Source organism: Paraburkholderia sp. BL25I1N1 (genome assembly GCF_003002025.1).
Lineage (GTDB): Bacteria > Pseudomonadota > Gammaproteobacteria > Burkholderiales > Burkholderiaceae > Paraburkholderia.
In genome coordinates this window covers 168,871-193,533 of sequence record NZ_PVZB01000003.1, presented here as the reverse complement: position 1 = coordinate 193,533, position 24,663 = coordinate 168,871, and the positions used below count along the sequence as shown (strand labels likewise).

The 24,663-nt window shown below is 57.3% G+C and carries 20 protein-coding genes; 18 read left to right on the top strand and 2 right to left on the bottom strand.

The genetic code is table 11. The annotated features are described in order from the left end of the window. Positions 1 to 2 precede the first annotated feature (2 nt). Positions 3 to 1,022 (bottom strand): ABC transporter substrate-binding protein, encoded by a 1,020-nt coding sequence (locus B0G73_RS05655; protein ID WP_106278713.1) that lies wholly within the window; start codon positions 1,020 to 1,022, stop codon positions 3 to 5. A gap of 249 nt (positions 1,023 to 1,271) precedes the next feature. On the opposite strand from B0G73_RS05655, the gene B0G73_RS05650 reads away from it, so the two are divergent. The 5 genes from B0G73_RS05650 (at position 1,272) to B0G73_RS05630 (ending at position 6,699) form a co-directional block, all read left to right on the top strand. Beyond that, entirely contained in the window at positions 1,272 to 1,949 is a 678-nt protein-coding gene (locus B0G73_RS05650; protein ID WP_106278712.1) for a response regulator, read from the top strand. Continuing rightward, positions 1,939 to 3,333, top strand: a complete 1,395-nt coding sequence (locus B0G73_RS05645) for a sensor histidine kinase (protein WP_106278709.1) — start codon at positions 1,939 to 1,941, stop codon at positions 3,331 to 3,333. The genes B0G73_RS05650 and B0G73_RS05645 overlap by 11 nt, the downstream gene beginning before the upstream one ends. 152 nt (positions 3,334 to 3,485) lie before the next feature. Next, positions 3,486 to 4,526, top strand: coding sequence for an ABC transporter substrate-binding protein (locus B0G73_RS05640; RefSeq protein WP_106278706.1), 1,041 nt, complete (start codon positions 3,486 to 3,488; stop codon positions 4,524 to 4,526). Positions 4,527 to 4,592: 66 nt separating this feature from the next. Then, positions 4,593 to 5,975 (top strand): sensor histidine kinase, encoded by a 1,383-nt coding sequence (locus tag B0G73_RS05635; protein ID WP_106278704.1) that lies wholly within the window; start codon positions 4,593 to 4,595, stop codon positions 5,973 to 5,975. 25 nt (positions 5,976 to 6,000) lie between these two features. Continuing rightward, positions 6,001 to 6,699: a response regulator transcription factor gene (locus B0G73_RS05630; RefSeq protein ID WP_106278701.1), complete on the top strand. Its 699-nt coding sequence runs from the start codon at positions 6,001 to 6,003 to the stop codon at positions 6,697 to 6,699. A 238-nt stretch (positions 6,700 to 6,937) separates the two neighbouring features. Here the strand turns inward: B0G73_RS05630 and B0G73_RS41845 are convergent, their stop codons facing one another. Further along, complete coding sequence (locus B0G73_RS41845; protein ID WP_106278699.1) at positions 6,938 to 7,216, bottom strand: transposase; 279 nt, start codon at positions 7,214 to 7,216, stop codon at positions 6,938 to 6,940. Positions 7,217 to 7,727: 511 nt separating this feature from the next. Here B0G73_RS41845 and B0G73_RS05620 point away from each other — a divergent pair. The 13 genes from B0G73_RS05620 to B0G73_RS05555 all read left to right on the top strand — a co-directional run bounded on the left by B0G73_RS05620 (position 7,728) and on the right by B0G73_RS05555 (position 24,521). Further along, on the top strand, positions 7,728 to 8,438 hold the full coding sequence (locus B0G73_RS05620; protein WP_258193190.1) for an EAL domain-containing protein: 711 nt from the start codon (positions 7,728 to 7,730) through the stop codon (positions 8,436 to 8,438). Between the two features lie 918 nt (positions 8,439 to 9,356). Next, positions 9,357 to 10,595 carry a UDP-N-acetyl-D-mannosamine dehydrogenase gene (wecC, locus tag B0G73_RS05610; RefSeq protein ID WP_106278693.1) on the top strand — a complete coding sequence of 413 codons (1,239 nt, stop codon included), beginning with the start codon at positions 9,357 to 9,359 and terminating at the stop codon, positions 10,593 to 10,595. 187 nt (positions 10,596 to 10,782) lie between these two features. After that, on the top strand, positions 10,783 to 11,907 hold the full coding sequence (locus B0G73_RS05605) for a glycosyltransferase family 4 protein (protein ID WP_106278691.1): 1,125 nt from the start codon (positions 10,783 to 10,785) through the stop codon (positions 11,905 to 11,907). Beyond that, the gene (locus B0G73_RS05600) at positions 11,904 to 13,127 is read left to right on the top strand and encodes an aspartate-semialdehyde dehydrogenase (RefSeq protein WP_106278688.1); all 1,224 of its coding nucleotides are present in this window, start codon (positions 11,904 to 11,906) and stop codon (positions 13,125 to 13,127) included. The genes B0G73_RS05605 and B0G73_RS05600 overlap by 4 nt, the downstream gene beginning before the upstream one ends. Continuing rightward, a complete protein-coding gene (locus B0G73_RS05595) occupies positions 13,124 to 13,888 on the top strand; it encodes a WecB/TagA/CpsF family glycosyltransferase (protein ID WP_106278686.1) in 765 nt (254 codons plus the stop codon). Before B0G73_RS05600 ends, B0G73_RS05595 begins: the two co-directional genes overlap by 4 nt. A gap of 938 nt (positions 13,889 to 14,826) precedes the next feature. Beyond that, positions 14,827 to 16,200 (top strand): undecaprenyl-phosphate glucose phosphotransferase, encoded by a 1,374-nt coding sequence (locus B0G73_RS05590; protein ID WP_106279169.1) that lies wholly within the window; start codon positions 14,827 to 14,829, stop codon positions 16,198 to 16,200. A 296-nt stretch (positions 16,201 to 16,496) separates the two neighbouring features. Next, positions 16,497 to 17,525 (top strand): polysaccharide biosynthesis/export family protein, encoded by a 1,029-nt coding sequence (locus tag B0G73_RS05585; protein WP_106278683.1) that lies wholly within the window; start codon positions 16,497 to 16,499, stop codon positions 17,523 to 17,525. After that, positions 17,522 to 17,974, top strand: coding sequence for a low molecular weight protein-tyrosine-phosphatase (locus B0G73_RS05580; RefSeq protein ID WP_106278681.1), 453 nt, complete (start codon positions 17,522 to 17,524; stop codon positions 17,972 to 17,974). Before B0G73_RS05585 ends, B0G73_RS05580 begins: the two co-directional genes overlap by 4 nt. 39 nt (positions 17,975 to 18,013) lie before the next feature. Next, the gene (locus B0G73_RS05575; RefSeq protein WP_106278678.1) at positions 18,014 to 20,260 is read left to right on the top strand and encodes a polysaccharide biosynthesis tyrosine autokinase; all 2,247 of its coding nucleotides are present in this window, start codon (positions 18,014 to 18,016) and stop codon (positions 20,258 to 20,260) included. An 8-nt stretch (positions 20,261 to 20,268) separates the two neighbouring features. Then, complete coding sequence (locus B0G73_RS05570) at positions 20,269 to 21,618, top strand: flippase (RefSeq protein WP_106279167.1); 1,350 nt, start codon at positions 20,269 to 20,271, stop codon at positions 21,616 to 21,618. Positions 21,619 to 21,626: 8 nt separating this feature from the next. Then, positions 21,627 to 22,442, top strand: coding sequence for a glycosyltransferase family 25 protein (locus tag B0G73_RS05565; RefSeq protein WP_106278675.1), 816 nt, complete (start codon positions 21,627 to 21,629; stop codon positions 22,440 to 22,442). Then, complete coding sequence (locus B0G73_RS05560) at positions 22,435 to 23,718, top strand: hypothetical protein (protein ID WP_106278672.1); 1,284 nt, start codon at positions 22,435 to 22,437, stop codon at positions 23,716 to 23,718. The genes B0G73_RS05565 and B0G73_RS05560 overlap by 8 nt, the downstream gene beginning before the upstream one ends. Next, positions 23,715 to 24,521: a heparin lyase I family protein gene (locus tag B0G73_RS05555; RefSeq protein ID WP_106278670.1), complete on the top strand. Its 807-nt coding sequence runs from the start codon at positions 23,715 to 23,717 to the stop codon at positions 24,519 to 24,521. Before B0G73_RS05560 ends, B0G73_RS05555 begins: the two co-directional genes overlap by 4 nt. The last annotated feature ends 142 nt before the right edge of the window (positions 24,522 to 24,663 follow it).

Sequence of the window (24,663 nt, the reverse complement as noted above, 5' to 3'; positions counted from 1 at the left end):
CGCTATTTCGCCGCCGTCTTGACCGGCGCCGACACGTAGTCGTTGGTGTAAGTCTTGGCGAGGTCGATATGCTTACCCTTCACTGAAGGATTGAACGCCGACAGCACTTTCAGCACGGTATCCGGACCGTCGGCGGGCATCTTGCCGTCTTTCGTGAACATTGGCAGCGACGCCTTCAGCGCGCCGACGTACAGGTCTTTGTTGTTGCCGTAGTAGTCTTTCGGCATCTTCGCGGCAATCTCTTCGGCGCTATGCGTCGCGATGAAGTTCAGCGTCTTTGCGAAAGCGTGCGAGAGCTTCGCGGCGTCGTCCTTGTGCGACTCAGCCCACGCGCGCTGAACGTAGAAGCTCGAAGCCGGATAGGTGCCGCCGAGCGCGGCACGCGTGCCTTCCAGCGTACGCATATCGACCAGCACCTTGGCGTCGCCGGTCTTCAGCAACTGCGAGACGGTCGGCTCGGTCGTCATGCCCGCGTCGATACGGCTCTGCTTGATTGCCGCGATGAAGCTGTTGTCCGCGCCAACAGGCAGCAGCGTGTATTGCGTGGACGGCACGCCCGCACGTTGTGCGAGGTATTGCGTGAGGAAGCTGGTCGACGAACCGAGCCCCGTCACGCCGAGCGTTTTGCCCTTCGCGTCGGCCATGCTCTTGAAACTGTCCGCAGCCTTGGTGGACACCATTTCCACTTCGCCCGGCACCTGGCCGAAGATCACCAGCGCCTGGACTTCCTTGCCCTTGCTTTGCAGGTCGATGGTGTGGTCGTAGAAGCCCACCACGCCTTGCACCGCGCCGGCGAGCAGTTCGTTTTCCGCGTCGACGCCGGCCGGCTGCGAGAGGATTTCGACGTCGAGGCCTTCGTCCTTGAAGTAGCCGAGTTGCTCCGTCAGCTTGGCGGGCAGATAGATGATCTTGGTGGCGCCGCCGACCATGATCGTGAGCTTTTCCGCGTGAGCGGCGGCCGAAGCGGCCGCAAGGGTGAACGCAACACCTGATACAGCGGCAATCTGGCGCAAGGTACGCATGAAGCAGTCTCCTTAGGTTTGGTCGCCGCTGGGTGCTGCATGCGGCGCTTTCTGGGTGAATGACGGCGATTATAGAAATGGGAAACCTTCTGGCAGCTTTCGGGGGTGTGGCCAAATCATGGGTGTTAACCCGCAACGTTCCCCCGAGCCTGCCTAAAACGTCGCGACGGTTCCCGCACAACACACAGCACGCGCGCAAACCCCTTTTTTTACGGCACAATCGACGGCCTGACTCTTGCCGTTCCCGCCATGAAGCTGCTGCTGATCGAAGACAACCCCACGCTGGCGCACTGGCTCGCGAAGATGCTGGAGCAGGAGGCGTTCGCGCTCGACGCCGTGCAGGACGGCGACGCCGCAGACCTGCTTCTGCGCACCAATCACTACGACGTGATCCTGCTCGACCTGAATCTGCCCAAGCTGTCGGGCAAGAACGTGCTGCGGCGTCTGCGTCAGCGCGGCGACGCGACGCCGGTGCTGATTCTGACGGCGAGCGGTTCGATCGACGAAAAAGTGGAACTGCTCGGCGCCGGCGCGGACGATTACCTCGTCAAGCCGTTCGAAGTGCGCGAGTTGATCGCGCGGATCAAGGTGGCGATCCGCAGGCAGTCACCTTCCAAGGCGAGCGAAGTGGTGTGCGGCGATCTCGCGTTCGACATCGACACGCGGCAGTTCACGCTGAAGGGCGCGCCGCTGAACGTCACGCCACGCGAGCGTTCGGTACTCGAAACGTTGATCCTGCGTCTGGGCAAAACCGTCACGAAGCCGGCGCTGGTCGACGCTATCTTCACGCTCGCCGACGAGCCGAGTGAAGATGCCGTCGAAATCTACATCTCGCGTCTGCGCAAGAAACTCGACGGCAGTTCGGCGGCGATCGTCACGTTGCGCGGTCTCGGTTATCTGCTGCGCAAGAAAGAAGATGACCAATAGTCTGCGCATGCGCCTGCTGTGGTGGCTGCTGGTGCCACTCGCGTTGTACGTATTCGTGACCGGCAAGGCCGAATACGACAATGCGCGGCGCACGGCGGATCTGGTGCAGGACAATCAGTTGATTTCATCGGCGCGCATGATCGCGGGCGAAGTGGAATGGGTGGACGGCTTTCTGCGTGTGGATGTGCCGCCCGCCGCGCTCGAAGTATTCGTCTCGCCCTACCGCGACCAGGTGTTCTACAGCGTGCAGGTCGACGACGGACGGCTGCTCGCCGGAACCCCCGATTTCCCCGCGCGTCCGGCGCAGGCAGCCGATACGCCGGATCACTACGACACCCATCTGCAAGGCCACAATGTGCGCGCAGCCGGGCTCGTGCGTCTCATGTACGACAACGGCGCGACGCGCCGCGTGCGCGTGACGGTCGGCAAAACCGTGCGCTCGCGTGACGCCATGGCTCAGCAATTGTGGCAACCGCAACTCGTGCGGCAAATCGAAATGATCGTGCTGGCGGTGGCGCTGGTTTGCATTGGTCTCACTTTCGAGTTACGGCCTCTGATGAAAGTGAAAGAGGAGGTGGCGGATCGCGACCCGATGCAGCTGGAGCCGATTCGCGTCGAGCGTCTGCACACCGAGTTGCGGCCGATCGTGGAAGCGATCAATCAATGCATCGCGCGGCTCGGCGTGCAGGTGGCCGCGCAACGCCGCTTTATCGCCGACGCCGCACATCAGTTGCGCACGCCGCTCACTTTGCTCGGCACGCAATTGCAGTTCGCGCGGCAACAGGACGACTTGAACCCCGCGCTCGACGAAGCACTGGCCGCCATGCATCGCAGTAATCGTTCGATGGTGGGTCTCACGAACAAGCTGCTTCTGCTCGCGCAGGCCGAGGCCGCCGACAACACGCAACTCGCGGTGGAAACGGTGGACCTGGTGCCGCTCGCGTTGGAAGTCGTGGAGGACCTCGCGTTGCTCGCGCAGGCCAGAGACATCGATCTAGGCGCAGAGCTGAACGGTGCCGCGCCGGTGGCGGGGCATCGCGGGCTATTGCAGGCGTTGATTGCCAATCTCGCGGAGAACGCGATCCGCTATACGGGCGGCGGCGGCCATGTCACCGTGGGCGTGAGCGCCGACGCCGATACGGTCACCGTAAGCGTGCTGGACGATGGTCCCGGCATTCCGGCCGAATCGCGCAGCCGCGTGTTCGAGCCGTTCTTCCGGGCGTCGGCGGATACGGAGGGCACCGGCCTGGGGCTCGCCATCGTGCGTGAAATCGCGGACGCCCATCACGGCGAGATCGCGCTCAAGCCGGGCGAGGGCGGCAAAGGCGTGCACATCAGTGTGACGTTTCCGCGAGCCGCGGCAGAGCGTTTTAAAGCAGGTTAGAGCCGTTACTTCAGCACGACTCAGGACAAACCCGCAGTTAGGGCAGCAAAGCCATTGGCGAAAGCTTTGAGAAGGCTTCGCGTGCCTAGAATTTTTGCAGGCGGTCCCTCAGGCGCCCACCGCGGATGCGGAAAACAACGGAGACATCCACCATGCCTCATGCTGCGACGCGCGTTGCGCGCGCCGTCCACGCCGCCGTCGCGGCGTCGCTCACGATCTTGCTGCTCGCCCAGCCGGCAGCGCACGCGCATGCGGACTCGCCCGAAAAAACCGTCATCATGGTGGGCGGCATTACCAAGCTCATCTATCTGCCCGCACGCCTTACCGAACAACTAGGCTACTTCCAGGCAGAGGGACTCGACGTCGAACTGCAATCGCAGCCGGCGGGCGTCGATGCGGAAAACGAATTGCTCGCGGGCGGTGTGCAGGCCGTGGTCGGTTTCTACGATCACGCGATCGACCTGCAAGCCAAGGGTAAGGAAGTCAAGGCGATTGTTGTGTTCGGCCAGGTTCCCGGCGAAGTGGAGATGGTCGCGACCAGGGCGGCCGGTTCGATCAAAAGCATGGCCGACGTGAAGGGTAAAACGCTCGGCGTGACGGGGCTCGGCTCGTCGACCAACTTTCTCACGCAGTACCTGGCCAGCCTGAAAGGGGTGCCGCGTTCACAGTACACGGTGCTGCCGGTGGGCGCGGACAACAGCTTTATCGCCGCGATCCGGCAAGGGCGGATCGACGCCGGCATGACTACCGAGCCGACCGTCTCGCGGTTGCTCAAATCCGGTGACGCCAAGGTGCTGGTGGACATGCGCAATGTCGAAGGCACGCGCGCCGCGCTCGGCGGAACGTATCCGGCATCGAGCCTGTATGTGCAGAGCGCGTGGCTCGACAGGCATCCACAGGAGGCGGCCAAACTCGCACGCGCGTTTGTGAAGACGTTGCGATATTTGAATACACATAGCGCAGACGAGATCGCCGCGAACATGCCGAAAGACTACATCGGCAATGACAAGGCGCTCTATGTGAGCGCGTTAAAGGCGACGCTACCCATGTACACCGCCGACGGCAAGATGCCCGCCGACGGGCCGGAAACGGTGCTCAAGGTGCTGGCGGGTTTCAACCCGTCGGTGAAGGGTCGTCATATCGATCTGTCGAGGACGTTCACTAATCAGTTCGTCAACGAAGTAAAGCCGTAAGGCGGAAGCTGGGCGCACCTCTCTCGACGAGGCGCGCCGGCATCCTTTAGAGAGGGGCGACGCATCGTGTTTTCAGGCAGCTTGCGCGGACGCTTGCTGTGGTGGCTACTGCTGCCACTGGCGGCATTCGTTTCCATTTCCGGTGTGATCTCTTACCGCAATGCGCAGACCACGGCGGATCTCGTGCAGGACAATGCGTTGCTCTCGTCGATGCGTATCATCGGCGAGGATATCGATTGGGACAACGGCAATGTCTCGATCCAGATTCCGCCGGCTGCGCTGGAGCTGTTCGAGTCGCCGGAACAGGACAGCGTGTTCTATCGTATCGAGGCGAGCGGCCACCGCCTGGTAGCTGGCAGCCTGGAGTTGCCACTGCCGCCGCACACCGGTGACAACCCAACGCTCTACGTCACCCGTCTTGAAGATGGCCGCACCGTGCGCGCCGCTGCCTACGTCCGGCAACTTTACGACACGGGGCGTACGGAGGAAGTCATCGTCGCGGTTGCAAAGACCGAAGGCTCGCGAGACGCGATGGTGTGGCGGCTGCTGCGTCCGCAGCTATTCGGCGAGGTGCTCACGCTCGTGCTCGCGATGGTGTTCGTGTACCTCGGATTGACTTTCGAGTTGCGTCCCCTGATGAAAGTGAAAGACGACGTCGCCGATCGCAATCCGTCGCAGCTACAGCCAATACGTGTTGCGCGCTTGCATGTCGAACTAAGACCGATTGTCGATGCAATCAACCAGTGCATCGCGCGTATGGGTCAGCAGGCCGCGACTCAGCGGCAATTCATTTCCGATGCCGCGCACCAGATGCGCACGCCGCTCACGCTACTGGTGGCGCAAATCCAGTTCGCGCGCCAGCGTGAGAACCACGACGCGCCACTCGCCGAGGCGCTGGCGGGCATGCATAAAAGCAGCCGCAAGCTGACCACGTTAACCAACAAACTTCTGCTGCTCGCGCAGGCCGAGTCCGCCGCGCCCGTCGGTGCGTGCGAACGCGTCGATCTCAGTGCGTTGATTGCAGGTGTTCTTGAGGAGTTGATTGCATTTGCGCAGTCTCGTGAAATCGATCTGGGCGCCGAGCTGGAAGACGGAATGATCGTTACCGGCGACGAGGCATTGACCGCGGCGCTCGTCACCAATCTCGTCGACAACGCGCTGCGTTATACCCAGCCGGGCGGCCGCGTGACCGTGCAGACCGAGCGCCGTGACGACATGGCTATCGTGCGTGTGATCGACAATGGACCGGGTATCAAGGCCGAGGCGCGGGCGCGGGTGTTCGAACGCTTCTATCGCGCGTCGAGTCACGCAGACGGCACGGGCCTCGGCCTGCCGATCGTGCGGGAGATTGCCCATCGCCAGGGTGGCACCGTCACGCTCGAATCCGGCGCGGATGGTGTTGGCCTTGTCGCCACGGTGGGAATGCAAATATGGACTGCCGCCACATGACGCGCGGCTACATGAGGGAAGAATAATGAAACTGCTGCTTGTAGAAGATGATGCGGAACTTGCGCGCTGGGTGATGAACCTGATGCAGGTCGAGCAGTTTGTGATCGACTGGGCAGAGAACGGCGAACAGGCCGAGACGCTGCTTGGCCTGCAATGCTACGACGCTGTGTTGCTCGATTTGCGCTTGCCCGGCATTGGCGGCAAGGATGTGCTCGCGTGGCTGCGTCGCAAACGCGACAACGTGCCGGTGCTCATGCTGACCGCGAACGGCTCGACCGACGACAAGGTGGCCTGCTTTTCCGCCGGCGCCGACGACTATGTCGTCAAACCCTTCGACGCACGCGAACTGCTGGCGCGCATCAACGCGTTGATCCGCCGTCAGGCGGCCGGCGACAAGGGCCAGTCGATCGAGTGCGGCGACTTGCGCTATCTATTCGACTCGCGCGAATTCATGCTGCAAAGCGAGCCTTTGCCGTTGCGTCGGCGCGAACATGCCATTCTCGAGACGTTGATGCTGAAACAGGGCAAGACAGTTTCCAAGGCGACGCTAATGGACAAAGTCTTCACACTCGACGACGAACCGAGCGCCGATGCAATCGATATCTATATCCACCGTTTGCGCAAGCATCTCGCGGCCTCAAGCGCGAAGATCATGACTTTGCGCGGGCTTGGCTACATTCTGCGTGAAGAAGAACCGCGCGAAGCGTTTGCTGTTGCGTTGTAGCGGTTCAAGGGCGAATTGAATCGCCTGACTGTACATTGTCGATGCCTTGCGTTTAGTGTTTTCACCGACGCCGAGAGTTTTTTATTGGGCGGCGGTGCCGGTCACGTTTCGCGCTGGGCACGTCGGCTGGCAATCTCGCAACCGGGGCGCTGAGATCGGTTTTGTCATCGGTGTGACCCGCTAGATCGCGCCTCACCTCCCCGTCGTTATGGGATTCGGACAAATGAAAACGTATTAATCAAACGTTCGAAATATCCGGATCGTGCAGAGGAAGGCGCTCGTTCACTTGTTCCAGCACGCCGGTCTTCTTCCACGCCATGTACCTAAGATAGCAAGTCTGTTGCGGCGGGAAAGTCGCAGGAAGTCTGTGCCATTTTTCTTTTCGTTGTTGCAGCCAGAGTATCGCGTTGAGGATGTCGCGATCGCTGCGGCGAGGCCGTCCACGTGTTGATGAAAGCACTGGGAAGAGACTCTGGACGCGAGCCCAATTGGCGTCTGAAAGGGGAATTTCTAGCATCGGACTGGTCTGAGTACTGTGGATGTTATTAGTTTTACATGCTGCTGTTGACGGTGATACTAGTCAATCTATTTCACTCGGTCAAATTGTCTTGCTGAATGTCTTCGCACACAATCACGTGGCGAGCGAAGCAGCGTAACGTCACGCGGAATGCTACGTTACGCGCAGATTCACGCAAACGTTTGGCGAAGCAGATTCGCCCCACTGCGGAATTTGTTCTTTTCCTCGAGAACGCTTGTGCGGCATGGTTCTCTGTTCCTCTTCCCCTTCTCTTTACGCATTGAGCCGGGTACTTGGCACGACATGTGCATACGTTGACGGGGTTGGATAACACATTTCCGCCATGTACACGCTCGACTATGCACAACCCGAATCGTCTGCAAACATATTGGACTCAAGCATCGACCGTGTTGCGCACAATGACGCGGCTACTTCCGGCGATGCTTCCTTGGGCCTGAGCGAATTCGAAAGGCGTGTCGGCGACGGACTGCGCGCAGGAGAATTCCATCTCGTGTTTCAAGGCGCCTATCGCGCCGCGAGTGGCGTATTGGCGCGCCTTGAAGCGCAAGTTCGATGGACGCATCCGGACTACGGCTTACTGCTGCCGGGCATTTTCATGATGCCGCTCGAACATCCGAACGTCGCGCGCGAGATGTTCTCTTTCGTCGTGGACAGCGTGTGCCGTGAATTACGCGGCGCTCTCGACGCGAAGCTGCCGATGCAACCGGTTGCGATCACGGTGCGTGCGCAAGTGGCGCTGCTCGATTCTTTCGCAGAGGAACTCATGCGAGTCGCCGATTCGTATGGCGTGCCGGCTTCTCTACTTGAAATTGAAGTTACCGATAGCGCGGAGGCAGCAAAGTTATTGTCTTTGCGTACGTTGACCGAGGGTCTTCGGGAAACAGGTGTCGGTCTTTCGATAGGCAAGTGGGGTAATGGCGCATCGTCGCTCGCATTGCTCGGGTCGCTCGATGTAGACACCGTCGTTGTCGCGCGCGAGTTGATGGCGACAGTGCCGGGCGATAAACGTGGCGCAGCGGTGATGAGCGCGATCATGGATCTGCTGCATGCACTCGATGTGCGAGTGGTGGTGAGCGGCGTGGATACTCAAGAACAGTTTCAGTGGGTGAGTCGGTGGCCCGACGCGTTGGTGCAGGGGTTCTGGTTCGCGCGTCCGCAGGCTGGGTTGGGGAGTGTGTTGGCGCTACGGCAGAAGGCGTGACAAGCGCTCGCGACGTTACGTAACGTCGCGGGGTGCATTGCAATCTAACCGAGGTCGGCAGACAGTTCATCGTGATGATCTTATCTCAACAGATCAAGCGTGGACGCGCTCTTCAAGGAGTAGCCGCCGACAATTACAAGAATATAAATGCAATTGGCACGCATGGTGCTTTATAGGTTGCGCGCTGCCCGAATAGCGCAGGAAGTAGAGACATAAGTTGCAGCGAATTCTGTTTCAAACGATCGCCTGATCGGGGGTTATCAGGTGGTCTTCTCAACGCAGAGCGATGCGGTCTTCCACCGAAGACCGCGCTGTGTTTGCGCCGTGTCGGCGTTTCCAGATCGAGTTGGATGCGGAAGGCATGTCGAAAAATCCCCCAGTTTTATCTGTGCTTAACAGGCCGGCTGGGTGCCATCGGCATTTTGTCTTATGTCGAGATGTCCGGGGGATTAGCGAACTACCCAGCGGACGGCGGTGCGGTATTTACTCGTGAAGATCACACGATTCTTCGGCATCTGATGTCCGATGTATATGTGGAAGTACCCAAGTTTTTCAAATGTCAACCGTCCATTGCTTTCGGTGCAACTGACATTGGCGGTAGAACACATTACTTCTGCTCGAAGTACGGCGTCGTGTCGCAGGGTTTGGCCCCGCAATACCGGTACTACGGGGGGAACCGGCGGCACCGGCACGACCACGAAATAGCGCCGGGGGCTAGCTATGCGAGACACGACCAAGCGGCCCACGCAATAGAGATAGGGACCGTTCGGTTGGGGGGGCGACCTGAGCCGAATCATGTCGGCAGCGACGACGCTGGTTGCTCGCGAGCACCACCATTGCGTTTTCGAGCGCGTAGTGCGGCGGCAAGCAGTTGAAGCTTCCTAGAAAAAAGACTTATTAAGCGACGAGACCAACGCTATGTCATTCGATGTCATCTCCATTATTGGACTTGGGTATATCGGCTTGCCCACTGCTGCAGCATTTGCCGCACGCCGGAAGAAGGTTGTCGGCGTCGACGTATCGCAAAGCGCGGTCGATACCATCAACAAAGGCGAGATACATATCGTCGAACCCGAACTGGACATGCTGGTTCATGCGGCCGTCACCCAAGGCCATTTGCGCGCGACACTGATCCCTGAACCAGCTGACGCGTTTCTCATTGCCGTCCCGACGCCGTTTTGCGACGGCAATAAGCCAGACCTGAGTTACATAGAGGCGGCAAGCCGTTCGATTGCCCCGGTACTTAAGAAGGGAGATATCGTCGTCCTCGAGTCGACCTCCCCGGTGGGCGCGACTGAAAAGATGTCGGCATGGCTCGCTAATTGCCGCCCCGATCTGACGTTTCCGCAACATGCTGGCGAGCAGTCCGACATACGAATCGCCCACTGTCCGGAGCGCGTTCTGCCGGGACACGTGATTCGAGAGCTCGTGCAGAACGACCGCGTGATCGGTGGCATGACGCGCCGCTGTGGCGAGTTGGCTCGCGATCTATATCAGATCTTTGTTCAAGGGGATTGCATCTTGACAGACGCTCGTACTGCGGAGATGTGCAAGCTGTCCGAAAACGCGTTTCGTGACGTCAACATTGCCTATGCAAATGAACTGTCGATGATCTGCGATCGACTCGACATCAACGTGTGGGAACTCATTCGTCTCGCCAATCGCCATCCGCGTGTGAGTATTCTTCAGCCTGGTCCGGGTGTCGGCGGACATTGCATTGCAGTCGATCCCTGGTTCATCGTCGATTCCGCACCTGACGAGGCGAAACTGATTCGAACCGCGCGCGGAGTGAACGACGGCAAGTCTCACTACGTAATCGAGCAGACGAAGCGGCTGGCGGCACGTTTCAAGGCTCCAGTGATTGCCTGTCTCGGTCTTGCATTCAAGGCCAATATCGACGATTTGCGTGAGAGTCCGGCCATAGACATTGTCAATCAACTAGCCGACGAGCGCGTGGCAGACATTGTGGTGGTTGAGCCAAACGTGGCGGTCCTACCAGAGGCGCTGCGTGGGAAGGTTGAGCTAACTAGCCTCACTAGCGCGATCGAAGCGGCCGATATAGTTTTGCTGTTGGTCGATCACCGCGAGTTCAAGGATATCAACAGACGCCGATTGCAGTCGAAGCTTCTCGTCGATACGCGAGGGATCTTCTCGTGACACGGCGAAAACCCACGAGCTTAAGTATGCGACATGTCGGGACCGATGGTCTAGACGACGCAAGATCGGCTGAGGGTATGCAGGCAGTCATTGATACGCGACACACTTACACCTATCGCTGCATTGTTGCAATGAGAGTCTGCGGTCTGGGGGAGAACGGCCGGGTGAGCTTACCGGGAAATTCGTGATGAGCATTCGCATCCTTCATGTCGGGCCCGGTCGCGGGCAAAGAGGCGGTATTGCGTCGATCCTCGCGCAGTTGGCAATGCTACGAAGCACGTTCGAACAAGCCGGCGTGTCCACTTCGTTCTTTGAAACGCGCGGGTTCCGAACCGTTGGCGGGATATTGGCGTTTGCCTTCATCGACGTTCCACGTTTCGTATTCGCTGCCAAAAAAACTGATGTCGTGCATTTCCATGTATCCGAGCGAGGCTCGCTGTACCGGAAATTTGTCCTTTTTCTCGTCGCGGCGGTGTTAAGGAAACGTACGGTTTTTCATTTGCATTCTGGGAATTTCGAGCGCTTCGTTGAGAACGCCGATCCTCTCACGCGCTTCCTATGCAGGTCGTTTCTACAGAGGGTCGATTGTGTAATCGCCGTTTCGACACCTTTGGCTAATTGGCTGCAAAGTCAGCGAGGTACCGATGCGGTCCACGTGGTCGGAAATATGGCCCTCGGCGCCGAACAGCGAGTTTTCACACGTCGATCGCAGGCATGCGAGCGGCCATACATTGCTTTTGCCGGACGACTGAGCGAAGCGAAAGGACTGGAAGATCTGTTTCGCGCAGTCGCCGAGCTAACGGGAAAGGGCCGGGATATCCAGGTACGAGTGGCCGGAATGGGTGACGTTGAGTGCTGGAGGCGTATAGCATTTAAGCACGGCATTGCTGACCGCGTGATCTTCGAAGGCTGGCTGGAGGGCGACGCGAAACTTGCGTTTTATCGCGGAGCGAGTCTGTTCTGCATGCCGAGTCATTTCGAGTCTTTCGGCATTGCGACACTGGAGGCGATGTTTTGCAGTTTGCCAGTTGTCGGAACGCGATTAGGCGGGTTCCTCGACCTGGTCGTGGAAGGAGTCAGCGGATATCTGGTCGATGTGCGTGATTCCCGAGCACTGGCGGATGCGATCTCGAAGCTACTCGATGATCCTGGGCATGCGCGCAAGATGGGTGTCGCCGGCTTAGCGCGTGCATGTGCCCTTTATCGTTCGACGTCGATTGTGCAGCGGTATGTTCAATGCTATCGCAACGCTCATGTGTTTGGCGCCGGAGAACTAGTATCAACGACTAAGCACTTGGAGCAAAGCAAATGACGGACCGCCTCGATGCCGACTCGCTGGCTGACATACTGATCGCACAATGTCGCGCGAGCGATTACGCCGGATACGACCCGTTTGATGGCCTCAACAGCTCGTTCTTCAAACAGCTAAAGCTTGGCGCTCTGCCTTTCGCAAAGATTGCGTGGCTGCAGCTTCATAAGCGCAGCCTCTGGAACCTGAGGCCGTTTGTCGGTGTGCCGCGCCGCCGCAATCCGAAAGGAATTGCGCTGATCATTCTGGGACTTATCGAGCGTGAACGACGATTGTGCGACGGATGGAGTATTAAGGAGGCCACCCGACTAGCGGAATGGTTATTGGAGCAACGTTGTGACCGCGAGAAGTGGAAGCACAGTTCCTGGGGATATCACTTTGACTGGGCCGCACGCGCTTTCTTTGTCCCCTCTGGTACGCCCAACGCAATTACTACCTGCTATGTAGCGCGCGCGCTTGCCGCGCTCGGACTTGAGACGGGCGAGCCGCGATTGCTGGAGGCCGCAACGGACGCAGGTCTCTTCGTAGATTCGCTTTTCCGGGCGGACGGAGGATATTACGCCTATATCCCCGGTGAATCCGCTTTCGTGCACAACGCGAACCTTTGGGCCGCTGCGGTCGCCGGAGAAGCTGCAAATCGCTTAGGGGACGACGCGATGATGCATCGGGCGATCAGCGCCGCGCGCCGCACAGTGACAATGCAACGCGCGGACGGTGCATGGCAATACGGTACGCGGGACCACCACTCGTTTGTGGATGGGTTCCATACCGGTTACAACCTGGAAGCACTGTCAGCCCTGCAACGCACCGCAAAGTTCGATGAATTCGACGAAGCGATACGCCGAGGAATGGCTTATTACCGGGACAATTTTTTTCTCCCGGACGGCACAGTCAAATACTACGACAACTCAGTCTGGCCGCTTGATACGCATTCGGTTGCTCAAGCGTTGCTTACGTTGCAAAGCGTTGGTTCCGGCGATGATGACCACCTCCTGGCGACCAGAATTTTTGAGCGTGCAGTAGACACGCTCTATATGCCACGCGAACGTCGTTTCATGTACCAGAAAGGGAAACTGACGACAAACCGAATCAACTATCTTCGCTGGACGCAAGCTTGGGCGTTTTACGCGATCGGGGCATACGCTAATCGCGTTCGTTTGAGAGGTGAACTTCAAGAGCAAAGACAACGAGGGTTTGAGTACCTACCGGGGATGACACAATGAAACGGATCGAGCTTTTTGGATGTCCGATGGATGTTGCCACCATGCATGAGACCGTCAACATGATTGGCGATCGAATTGAACGCAAACAATTTACTCAGCATGTGGTGGTTAACGTCGCGAAACTTGTTGGCATGCAGACCGACCCGGTACTCGACGCGTCGGTCCGGGCTTGCGACATCATCAACATTGACGGAATGGGCGTAGTTTGGGGCGCGCGACTATTAGGCCATTCTGTGCCGGAGCGAGTTGCGGGAGTGGATCTCTTTGAACGACTTTTGCAGATGGCCGCGGCGCGCGGTCTGCCCGTGTTTTTCCTGGGCGCGATGGAGGCGATCGTGGCAAGGACGGCATCATTGACAGCGGCACGGTACCCCGGCCTGCAGGTCGTTGGTTTTCATCACGGATACTTCTGGGACGACGAGGAGAAGGTGGTTGAGAAAATTCGACGATCCGGCGCAAGACTTCTTTTTGTCGCCATTACTTCGCCGAAGAAGGAAAGCTTTATTAATCGCTGGCAGGATCGTCTCGGTGTCGACTTTGTAATGGGAGTCGGCGGGACTTTCGACGTCGTCGCTGGAAAAGTACGTCGAGCCCCGCAGTGGATGCAGCGCAACGGGCTGGAATGGGCCTTTCGGGTCGCGCAGGAACCAAGACGCATGTGGAAGCGATATTTAGTTACGAATAACCGGTTCGCCGTCATGCTGCTACGAGCACGTATTGCATCGGCGATTCAAGGTGCAGCAGGCCAGTCGAACGAATAGGCCTGCGCCGCGGGTGATAGATAGTGGGTCACCGGCGAACTCTGTTCGACAAACGTGCCGGCCTTTCGCGGCGACGGTGTTGGCCGTACTCGGGTCGTTCGAGGCGCGGCCGCTCGCTGCCGCCGTGTCAGCGACGTTTGAAGCTATACAAAGCTTCCGCAGACCGTCAACGCTCTTCGGCATTGCCCAACCCTCGCGTCCTCTCTTTCAATGTCTCAGTCGACGTCGCCCCCAGCCAACTTGAAATCTGGTTGGATGGAGCCCACAGACACTTGCGGTGACGCAACGATGAGATTCCTGATGGCTTGAAAGTCGATTCTGTTCCTAGCCACACGCCGGGTCGTTTGGCCTGTCGCAGCCGTTCTAGACAACGCGCCTCCCGTGCCGTCACGACGTAACGTCGTTGCCGTGTTACGTGACTCTCGACGTAACGCTCTTTCCACACAGCGCCGCGCAGTTCGTTTTTTACGCCGAAATGTGCCGTACGCGCGGGAAATGGCGCTGCCGGAGCGGTGAACCCTCTTTAACGACTATAGAAAACGACTCTTTTTATGATTGGCATGATAGCTGCTTATAGAGGGTCGCTGACACGAATTTCACTAATGGTCGGGAAGACCAAAGTATCTCGTCTTCGCGGTCTCGGGAAGCGGCTACCACATAGTCTTCTTCACATACTGAGCGGGTGTCTCGGCGAAGGTGATTCGGTTGAATTTTCAGTTCGATCGTCGAATGAAGCGCGTGCGGGTTGGGCCAGCTCGCACGGTGTTAGGTTAAAGGAGGCTTCAGCCCGTTTCCGGAATGTTCGGATCGTCGGGCGTTGCGGAAATTTGATTCGCGCGTAAATTGCGCCGAATTCGATATTTCCGGCTTCAAGCCATGTTAATAAAATGGATCGCAGGTCTGAGAACGATCGCAGATCCAGCGATGCCGGGGTCATCATGATCGGAATCCGATCAATTGTTGCACGTATTCTGGACGGACTAGTAGTGGTTATCGGTGCGATCGTGGCATCGGACGTTCGCCTTGACAGCAACGCGCTCGAGCGACCCGATTTCATGCTCGTGTCGTTTGTCACCATGTTCACGCTTGTAGCGTTTCCAGCATTCCAGATTTACGTGTCGTGGCGCGGGCGGTCATCGATCGCGATGATCAGCCAAGTGTGCTTCGCATGGATTTCCGTTCAGGCCGCAAGCCTCGTGTTGTTGTTCATGATGCATCGGACAGACCACGTGTCGCGGTTGTGGTTCGCATACTGGACCAGCCTCACGGGCATCGGTTTGATCGGCATTCGTACGACCGCTTACCTGTTGCTTGGGCGTGTTCGTTACGCAGGGCTTAATCTGCGCAAGGTCGCTGTGGTTGGCAGTGGCGAGCATGCCCGCTATGTCATCGAGCAACTCGCCCAGTCGCCAGCGAGCGGATTCCGGGCCGTCGCGCTTTACACGCCCGAGCAATGTTTTCTGTCATCTGCCGTGTCGACGTTTGCGGACGTTGATGCATTCGCTACGTTTGTTCGAGCCGAAGACATCCCGGAGCTCTGGCTAGCGTTGCCGTTAGCGGAAGCGCTCACGATTCAGGCTGTCCTCAAAACGTTTGGTGACGATCTCGTCAATATCCGCTTGATGCCGGACATGGGAAGTATCGGGCTCATCGGCGGCGCCGTAACAGATCTTATCGGCATGCCGACCATCAATCTGATGGCGTCGCCTTTGTCGAATGCAGCAATGCTGAAGAAGGCGCTATTCGATCGGCTATTTTCTGCGTTCGTCCTCACCGTGCTTGCGCCGGTACTACTCGTCATTGCCATCATGGTGAAACTATCATCGCCAGGCCCCGTAATCTTCACCCAGCTCCGAAAAGGCGCGGACGGGCGCGTCTTCCGCATCTACAAATTCAGAACTATGCGGCTACACGACGAGCAGGCGGGTGCGCTACGCCAGGCTACGCGCGGTGACGCTCGCATCACACGGGTGGGTCTGTTCCTGCGACGCATGAGCCTCGACGAGTTGCCGCAGTTCTTTAATGTCCTGAGAGGCGACATGTCCGTCGTCGGCCCTCGACCGCACGCAATCGAGCACGACAATCACTATAAGCCGCTTGTCGACGGGTATATCCACCGATACCGCATCAAACCAGGAATTACTGGCTGGGCGCAAATCAATGGCTTTCGTGGCGAAACAGATCATATCGACAAGATGATCGGACGGGTGCAGCACGATCTCTTCTACTTGCGAAACTGGTCGTTCTGGCTCGACATGCGGATCGTTGCCGCGACCGTCGTCAAAAGTTTCGTTCATCCGAATGCCTATTGAACCAGTGGGGCCAGTTGTCGAACTTGGCTCACTTGCACGCGTTGGATTCCTGGCGTGCACGTATGCAGATCGAAGTAGACGAGTGGCGTCCGCCAAATCGAAGATCGCTATAAGAAGAAAAGCGGCACTGTGGCGGACATTTGCTTGATGTTCACATGTAATCAAAAATAATGAGAAATTCAAAAACCTATCTTCCCGATTCCGTCGCGTCAGGCCTACGCGGCAGTCGAGTAATTGCATTTGTCCTTGGGATCGGCGTAGTCCTGTCCGGATGCACAGTCGCGCCGGGGATGCGAATGAGCGAGCCAGCAACCCTCGCGACATCGGATAACACGTCGATGCAGGTGCCGATTGCGGAGATCAATGCGACGTTGATTCAACAACTAAAGATGTCTTCTTCGGCGATTAACTCAGAGGAGATCAAAGGGCTATCGGACAAGCCGTCGCCGTACACGTTCGGCACAGGCGACGTACTGCAGATTGTTGTTTGGGATCATCCTGAGCTTGCGGAGGCGCAAGGTCCGCAGCAGCAGTCAAATGGCCGCCCCTACGATCCGCCGCAAGGCTTTGTGATCGATCATAACGGCAACATCCAGATTCCGTATGCGGGCGACGCACATGTTGCCGGGTTGACTATGGATGAAGCGCGCTCGGTTGTAACCAGTGCATTGTCTCGATTCTTTATCAAGCCGAAGGTCTCCGTACGGGTAACGTCATTTCGCGCCAAGGAGATTTTTGTTGATGGCGAGGTCCGTGTCCCTGGCACTGTGCCCATCAATGACATTCCGATGACGTTGTTCGAAGCAGTTAACCGCGCCGGCGGATTTGCGCCGACTGCGGATCAGAGTCATCTGGTTCTTGTACGAAAAGGCGTGTCGTATTCGCTCGATGTTCCAGGCATGCTGGCGCGCAATGTCAATCCCGCTAGCATCTTGCTCCAGGACGGTGACCTGCTGCGCGTTGTGTCGCGTGAGGAGAGCGGCGTCTACGTGATGGGTGAGGTCAACAAGCCGATGACGGCGTTACCGCTGCGTACCGGCAAATTGAGTTTGAGCGACGCGCTTTCACAAGCCGGTAGCCTCAATAGCGGCAGTGCGGATGCCGCGCAGCTTTACGTGATCCGTGGCGCGCAAAGTAGCGAACCCAGAGTGTTTCATCTGGATGCACGTTCTCCAGTGTCGATGGTACTGGCCAATCAGTTTGAATTGTTGCCTAAGGATGTTGTCTATGTGGACGGTAACGGCCTCGTTCGTTTCAGCCGCGTATTGAACCTCCTGCTACCTGCGATCAATGCCAGCCTTACCGCGGCGGTCGTGACGAAATGATCCGGCGCCTTCTCGTGGTTTGTCAGGGCAATTTATGCCGGAGTCCGATGGCGCAGGGTTTGTTTCAGCGGCTGTTGCCTGATATCTCGGTTTCATCGGCGGGCTTAGCTGCCAGACAAGGCATGACGATCGATCCGGTGGCCGGGCGCATGCTCGAGTTACGTGGGATCGACATGTCGTCACACCGCGCCGTGCGGCTCGATGAAGGTATTTGTCGCTCGGCCGACTTAATCCTTGTCATGGAGCTCGCGCAGCGCAGGGCTATTGAACGCTTTTATCCGGTCGCACGAGGACGTATCTATCGCGTCGCGGAAGTATTTCCGTCTGATGTGAAGGATCCGTACCAGCGTTCGCAGCGCAATTACGACTACGCAATGACGCTGATTGAGCATGGTGTCAATGATTGGGCCGAACGCATCTGCCAATTGGCCGAGAGCAACCAGCGCTAAGCGAGCGCGTCTCGCTTCAAAAGGATATCTGAAGTCGACATGAACTCTTCCAAATCGAATTCTCAAAACTTTCGCGAATCGGATGAAATCGATGTTCGCGGAATCGTTGACATGATCGTCAAGAACGTCAGGCTCATCGTCGTGGTGACGGGCGTCTTTTGCGTGCTTGGCACGTTGTACGCGATCGTTGCGGCACCTGTTTATGGCGTAGACGTCGTCGTCCAGGTTGAAAGCAGCGGCGCCGATATGATGGGAGGGGCAGAAGGAGGTCTGGTTGGCGGCCTGAGCACTCTGTTCGACGTGAAGTCGACCGATGACGGCGAAATGGAGATTCTTCAATCACGCCTTGTCACGGAGTCTGTCGTCAAAGACAAGCGTCTTTATATTGATGCACATCCCAGGTATTTCCCGCTTATCGGGAGCGTAATTGCTCGTCGCAACAAGAAGCTGTCGACCCCTGGACTGCTCGGCATCGGTGGTTTTGTTTGGGGACGTGAAAGCATCACGGTATCCTCATTCGACGTGCCGCGAGACTTCTGGGAAGACCGGTTCGTTATCACGACTCTTCCAGATGGACGCTATCGGTTGTCAGGAGATGACGTCGATAACGATGCTACCGGACAAGTCGGCGTGCCGTTGCGCGTGCAAACTGCGTCAGGCAACGTAAATCTGGTTGTCGATCACATCGAGGGGCGTCCAAATGCACAGTTCATTGTCAGGCGTTTCTCCACGCAAAAGATGCTCACGCAGCTTCAGAAAGATCTGGTGGTTACTGAGAAGGGTAAAGACCAGTCGGGAGTGATCGGCGTGAAATACGAGAGTATCGACCCCGTTCTTGGCGCAGGAGTGATCAACGAAATAGCTGATAATTATGTGCGTCAGAACGCCGATAGAAAAGCCGCGACAGCAGAAAAATCTCTGCAATTTCTGACCGCTCAATTGCCACAAGTCGAAGGGCAATTGAGGGTTGTGGAGGATCGTCTGAATGGATATCAGAACAAGCACCAGATCGTCGATTTGAGCGAACAGGCAAATGCAATGCTTGGCCAGGCAGTGAGCGCACAGACTGCACTCTTCGAATTGGAACAGAAGCGAAAAGCACTTGGATCGGTATTGACCACCGAGCATCCCCAACTTGCTTCGCTGGACCAGCAAATCGCTGCCGCGAGACTCAATATCTCGTCATTCGAGAGCGCGATCTCGCGCTTGCCGGATGCGCAACAGAATGTCGTGAGACTTCGACGCGACGTCACCGTTCAAACGGCGATCTATGTTGGATTACTGAACAGCATTCAGCAACTGCGTCTCGCAACGGCCAGTAAGATCGGCAACGTGCGCGTGATCGACCACGCGGTTGTTCCGGACGAGCCCGTGCGGCCAAAGGTTGCCTTGATCGTGGTGCTGGCAACGATCATCGGGTTGCTGGTCGGGATATGCGTGGCAATTGCCAGAGCCGTCCTGCACGGTGCGGTCACGGATCCGTCGGAGATCGAGCGGGACACCGATCTCGAGGTGATTGCAACGATCCCGAGGAGTCCGGCCCAGAAGAAATTGGCGGTCGTGGGAGCCGCTCAGGCGCGCTCCATTCTTTCTCTTTCACGCCCGCACGAGCCTGCGGTTGAGGCGCTACGCAGTCTGTGTACCGCAATGCAGTTCCTCCTACTTGATAAGCCGAAGAACAATCTCGTACTTATCACTGGGCCGTCTAGCGATATCGGGAAATCCTTCACCTCGGCTAACGTTGCGACACTTCTCGGCCAACTGAATAAGCGCGTGCTGTTGATCGACGGTGACTTGCGGCGCGGTCATCTGGCTAAAGAATTTGGCGTTCGCTCGGAAAATGGCCTTGCGAACGTGCTTCGTGGCGAGGTTCAGGTGAAAGACGCCATCGTTCGGGATGTTTCTGCGCACGTCGATTTTCTTCCCGCTGGTCCGCGGGTCGGGCAGCCGGTTGAACTGTTCCAATCGAACAACCTGTCGAGCTTGCTGTCGGATGTTTCGCACCAGTACGATCTGGTGCTGATCGATGCGCCTCCTCTTTTGCCCGTGACCGATGCGACAGTGTTTGCGGCATTTGCAGGGACGATTTTGCTGGTGGCGCGTTCTGGTGTCACGAGTCTGGGGGAGATTCGAGAGTCGGCCAAGCGTATTGGTCGGGTCGGAGCAAAGGTCTCGGGCGTCGTTTTCAACTGTTTCAGTCCTGGATTGAGATCCGCTCAGTACGGCAATTACGGTGCTTACGCATATGAAGGCGCGGATACCGCAAAGCGCCTCAAGCACGAGTGACGGTGATAATGGAAAAGGCGACATTACCGTCGGCGCAGGAGTCTGAGCACGATCGCATCCCTCGCGGTCGCGGATCGGTACGCGCAGCGGCCGGACTCGGCCGGAACTTTGCGGCGATGCTGGCGTGGCAGGTCGGAAATTACCTCGTGCCTCTTGCCACGTTTCCATATCTGACACGCATTCTCGGGCCGTCGCAGTTCGGCGTTGTGAGCTATGTGATCGCGATAACGGTGTATGGCACGGTGTGCACTGAGTGGGGATTCAATCTAAGCGGGCCCCGCATGGTCTCGCAGTGCCGTCAGGACCGGGCCAGGCTGAATGAACTGGTCTGGTCGATCATCGGAGCTAAGGCGAGCCTGTGTGTCATTTCGTCCACCGCTCTGTTCGCGGTTATTCGTTTTGATCACCACATACAGGGGTTGGGAGCCGCGGTTTGGATCGGCTGGCTGAGCGTCCTGGCAAACGTATTTACTCTTAACTGGCTCCTTCAAGGTCTCGAACGCTTTTCGCTGTTCGCAACGATCGCGCTCGTTGGGCGGTTTGCGACGCTTCCATTGACCTTCTGTGTGGTCACTTCGCCGAGTGACGTCAACGCAGCCGTAGCCGTCCAGTCGGCGGCATCCTTGATCGTCGCAGTGGGTTCAATGTCTGTCGCTTACCAGCAGGGCCTACTGGCGGCTCCGCTATTTTCCTGGCGCACCATTCGCACGCAGCTCGTTGAAAGTACGGATATGTTTATTTCGACAGCGTCGGTCAGCTTGTTCAGCGCAACCAATGCGGTCATTCTTGGCGGTATTTCCGGCCCGTATCAGGTCGGTCTATACGCGGCGGCTGACAAGCTGAAGACCGTGGGAAACATGGTGCCGGCTCAGATCAATACTGTGCTTTACCCCCGTGTCGCTGCGTTCTTTTCCCAGCAAACAGCGGAAGGGGTGAGGATGGCTGCAAGGTTGACGACCGTGGGCCTTCTCGCGACCGCGGCGACAACGTGTATTGGTTTGATCGTGTGCTTGTCGCTGTCAGACGTTCTCACCCGTATTGCACTCGGCCAAAATTTCGTGGAGGCGGCCCCGATCGTCGACTTGCTTTGCTTGTCGACGATCTTCGGCAACCTGGCCTATTTTCTTGGTTTGCAAGTGCTTGTGCCATTCAGTGGATCTGCACGGCGCGCCCGCGCGATGCTCGGAGCAGGCGGGTTCAATGTTCTGTTGGCGTTCCTTCTTGCACCACGATTCGGCGCGTACGGCGCAGCGGTGGCGTATCTGACGGCGGAGGTCGCATTGCTTGGCGTATATGTGATGTGGATTGTCCGCTCCACGGAAATGCGCGCTCACTTTATGCAGCTAAAGACATCCTGAGACCGACCATGTTTGATATTTACGTAATTTCACTTCCGGGATCACCGCGCCGCGCTTCGATTGAGAAAGTACTGGCAGATCGTGGGTTGGAATGTCAATTCGAAAACGCGTTCGATGCGCGGAGCCTTGACGGTGATGCGTTTACTGAGATTTGCGATCCGATGGAAGCAACGATGCGCTACGGGCGTCCACTCAGTCGCGGCGAAGTGGGATGTTTCTACAGCCATCGGTCGCTGTGGCCGAAGATCGCGCGATCCGGGCGTGCGGCAATCATATTGGAAGATGATGCGATGCTGGACGACGCTTTTTTTGAATCAGTGTTGCACACATCGGAGAGTGCTTTATCGGCAAATGCCGACGTTGTTCTGCTCGGACGCTCCAAGCTCGCGCGTCGGCACGCGAAGACAACCTATGTGTACGAGCCGCTGATGCGCGCGAGCCGTGTCGGCAGGTTATGGATTGGCGTACCGTTCAAACAATGGACGAGCGGTTCGGTCGGCTACTGGATCAGTGCCAGTGGTGCTCGCAAGGCGCTTGATCATGCATGCGGACGAATTGGGAGACTTCTCGACGACTGGCCATGGCATCGCGACCATGGCGGTTTGCGCATTGCCGAGTTGCGGCCGTACGTCGTTTGGGAAGCATTCGAGACGATGCCGAGCTCAATTTCATCAAGTCGGGATGTGCTATCAAAGCGCCGGTCTTTCGCCTATGAGATGGCGCTTAAGCCTCTAAGAGTCATACGTACGGGTGGTCGATGGCTAGTAGTGGCGTTGCTTATGGCAACGGCTTCCCGCGAGAAGATGTATCCGCACCATGAATAGCCGCTATTTGCCATACGGGGCGGCTCCGGCCGCAGGTTTTCCGGAGTCGAACACGCGGGTCGCCACGACGCTCGCGTGGACAGTCCTGGTCATTGGTTTAGGGCTTTCTCCGATTGGGGATTTTCTGTCTGTCTATGCAGCAAAGGGCGTGCCGTCTCACGCCGCTGATGCGCGAGTCTCGCTATTGTTGAGAGGCGTGACAATTGTCGGTCTTATTGCTTCGCTGACGTATGGGTTTCGATTAACTCAAACTGGACTGTGGCGAGCGATCGCATTTGCATTTGTGCTATGTGCGACGTTCGGTTCCTATGTGTTCGGAGTGTTAACAAGGCACGAGCTTCAGGAACAGGTGATATTTGTACTGAAGGTGTTCAGTTTTTTTGTCTATCCTGCTGCGATGAGCATGCTAAGCGATCGACGCCTGAAGCAAATCGAGTTGGTTGCATTCATATCGCTAATGGTTTATGGCGTTTCGATAGTGATGGGCGCTGCGCTGTCAATTGACATGTTTCTCAGCTACCAGGCAGACACTCACATTCGATCCGGATACAAAGGCATTATTTACGCGCAAAACGAAGCGGCGGCTCTCGTCGTTGTGGCCATTGGGTTCGGCTACCTTCACGCGCTGCTGCGCGGTTGGTCGTGGCGCTCTGTCCTGCTGATCGGATGCATGCTGGCCGCGGCCGCGCTGACCGGCACGAAGGGTGCAATCCTCGGGGCGCTTGCTGGGACGTGCGCGTATTTCTACTCACGCCACAACGCAATCAAGGCAACGTTTTACACGAGCCTGATTCTGCTGGCTCTGGCAACAATGGCTGCGTCTGCTTACCTCTTCATACCGAAGGTCAATGCGGCTGTTGATCTAAGTTTGCGTTATTTTCAGCACCAGGGCGGGCGAATCGGTGACGATAAGATTGTGACGCTTCTGCTGTCGGGACGAAACTTAAAGTTCGCCAACGTTTGGGCCGAGGTTCAGAAGGATAACTTCATTGCGTTGTTAACTGGCGGGCATCCCGTCGTTCGATACATGGTGGAGATCGACATTCCAGATCTGATACTCGCCTTTGGCTTTCCCATTTTCATAATCTATTTTGCCGCGCTGGCACGGACCTTTGCTTGCGGCGGTTCAGACCGCACAGCTAGTCGGTTTGGCCGGATATTTTTCTGGATCATTGTTGCAATGGCGTCGTCGGCAGGTCACGTCTTCGTGTCGGCTGTCGTCGCTCCATACCTCGCGTTGGCTGCGGTTATGTCTCAGCGAAAAAGAGATATATGAATAGGAAGCCGTCCTTGTTCAGAGCGTTGGTGTCGATGCTTGGACTAATCTTTACGCTTTCGCCGGCAGAGGCAGTCGGTCCGTCAGGCCAGACAGTCCCAAGCAGCGGTACTTATCTTGCGGCTTACTCAATTGTTTCAGGAATTGGATTTGGAGGTTTGCTAATTCAGGCAGGCCAAGCGACCGACGTGGCGTTGGCTAACGATCCCGCTGCCCCGAGCCGGCATGTCATTCGCGTACAAATCCACAAGAACAACGATTTTTCGAAGGTGGCCAACGGCGCACCGCGCAGTGAGTTCACGTTGCCCCGAAATGTTTACATGGGCCCGGGCCAAGAATATCTGATCCGCTGGCAGACATATCTCCCGCGTGATTTCGCATTTGATCGGCAGCAAATGGAAATCATCACGCAGATCCATCAGAGTGAATCAAGCGGCCCGCCGCCGTTCATGCTGACGCTGCTCGGTGAGGACTATACGTTTTCCGTGCGCGGAGGGTTAAATACAGAGCACGGATCAGGTGGCCGCGTTTGTTGTGCGCGCAGCGATCTCGGCAGGTGGGTTAATTGGACGTTACAGTATGCGCCAGACGCCAGCGGGCAGGAGGCGGTGACGCGCCTCTGGAAAAGCGGGAAGCTTGTGCTCGACGGAAACGGCTTGGCGAATGCATATCCTCGCGACCGACGCGCATATCTGAAGTTCGGAATATACAAACCCGGTTGGTTAAAGCAGCCTTCAGACGTCGATGCACTGGAACTCTATTTTGGCGATGTGTCCGTTTTCGCGAGGACGGTTCACCGCTAGATGCACAGAGTTGTGCGTGCGCGTATCGCAGTTACTGCGGTATGGTCTGATGTACTGCATCGCGCTTAGATGAGCGTATTGCAGATTTGAACAATGCCGCGAACGCCGCTGATTCGCAATCAACGGGAATGGTCGGTTGTGT

What these genes read in the sequence shown, in the direction of transcription:
- B0G73_RS05655 (WP_106278713.1), bottom strand. Translation starts at nt 1,022, where the DNA reads ATGCGTACCTTGCGCCAGATTGCCGCTGTATCAGGTGTTGCGTTCACC.
- B0G73_RS05650 (WP_106278712.1), top strand. Translation starts at nt 1,272, where the DNA reads ATGAAGCTGCTGCTGATCGAAGACAACCCCACGCTGGCGCACTGGCTC.
- B0G73_RS05645 (WP_106278709.1), top strand. Translation starts at nt 1,939, where the DNA reads ATGACCAATAGTCTGCGCATGCGCCTGCTGTGGTGGCTGCTGGTGCCA.
- B0G73_RS05640 (WP_106278706.1), top strand. Translation starts at nt 3,486, where the DNA reads ATGCCTCATGCTGCGACGCGCGTTGCGCGCGCCGTCCACGCCGCCGTC.
- B0G73_RS05630 (WP_106278701.1), top strand. Translation starts at nt 6,001, where the DNA reads ATGAAACTGCTGCTTGTAGAAGATGATGCGGAACTTGCGCGCTGGGTG.
- B0G73_RS41845 (WP_106278699.1), bottom strand. Translation starts at nt 7,216, where the DNA reads ATGCTAGAAATTCCCCTTTCAGACGCCAATTGGGCTCGCGTCCAGAGT.
- wecC (WP_106278693.1), top strand. Translation starts at nt 9,357, where the DNA reads ATGTCATTCGATGTCATCTCCATTATTGGACTTGGGTATATCGGCTTG.
- B0G73_RS05605 (WP_106278691.1), top strand. Translation starts at nt 10,783, where the DNA reads ATGAGCATTCGCATCCTTCATGTCGGGCCCGGTCGCGGGCAAAGAGGC.
- B0G73_RS05600 (WP_106278688.1), top strand. Translation starts at nt 11,904, where the DNA reads ATGACGGACCGCCTCGATGCCGACTCGCTGGCTGACATACTGATCGCA.
- B0G73_RS05595 (WP_106278686.1), top strand. Translation starts at nt 13,124, where the DNA reads ATGAAACGGATCGAGCTTTTTGGATGTCCGATGGATGTTGCCACCATG.
- B0G73_RS05590 (WP_106279169.1), top strand. Translation starts at nt 14,827, where the DNA reads ATGATCGGAATCCGATCAATTGTTGCACGTATTCTGGACGGACTAGTA.
- B0G73_RS05585 (WP_106278683.1), top strand. Translation starts at nt 16,497, where the DNA reads ATGAGCGAGCCAGCAACCCTCGCGACATCGGATAACACGTCGATGCAG.
- B0G73_RS05580 (WP_106278681.1), top strand. Translation starts at nt 17,522, where the DNA reads ATGATCCGGCGCCTTCTCGTGGTTTGTCAGGGCAATTTATGCCGGAGT.
- B0G73_RS05575 (WP_106278678.1), top strand. Translation starts at nt 18,014, where the DNA reads ATGAACTCTTCCAAATCGAATTCTCAAAACTTTCGCGAATCGGATGAA.
- B0G73_RS05570 (WP_106279167.1), top strand. Translation starts at nt 20,269, where the DNA reads ATGGAAAAGGCGACATTACCGTCGGCGCAGGAGTCTGAGCACGATCGC.
- B0G73_RS05565 (WP_106278675.1), top strand. Translation starts at nt 21,627, where the DNA reads ATGTTTGATATTTACGTAATTTCACTTCCGGGATCACCGCGCCGCGCT.
- B0G73_RS05560 (WP_106278672.1), top strand. Translation starts at nt 22,435, where the DNA reads ATGAATAGCCGCTATTTGCCATACGGGGCGGCTCCGGCCGCAGGTTTT.
- B0G73_RS05555 (WP_106278670.1), top strand. Translation starts at nt 23,715, where the DNA reads ATGAATAGGAAGCCGTCCTTGTTCAGAGCGTTGGTGTCGATGCTTGGA.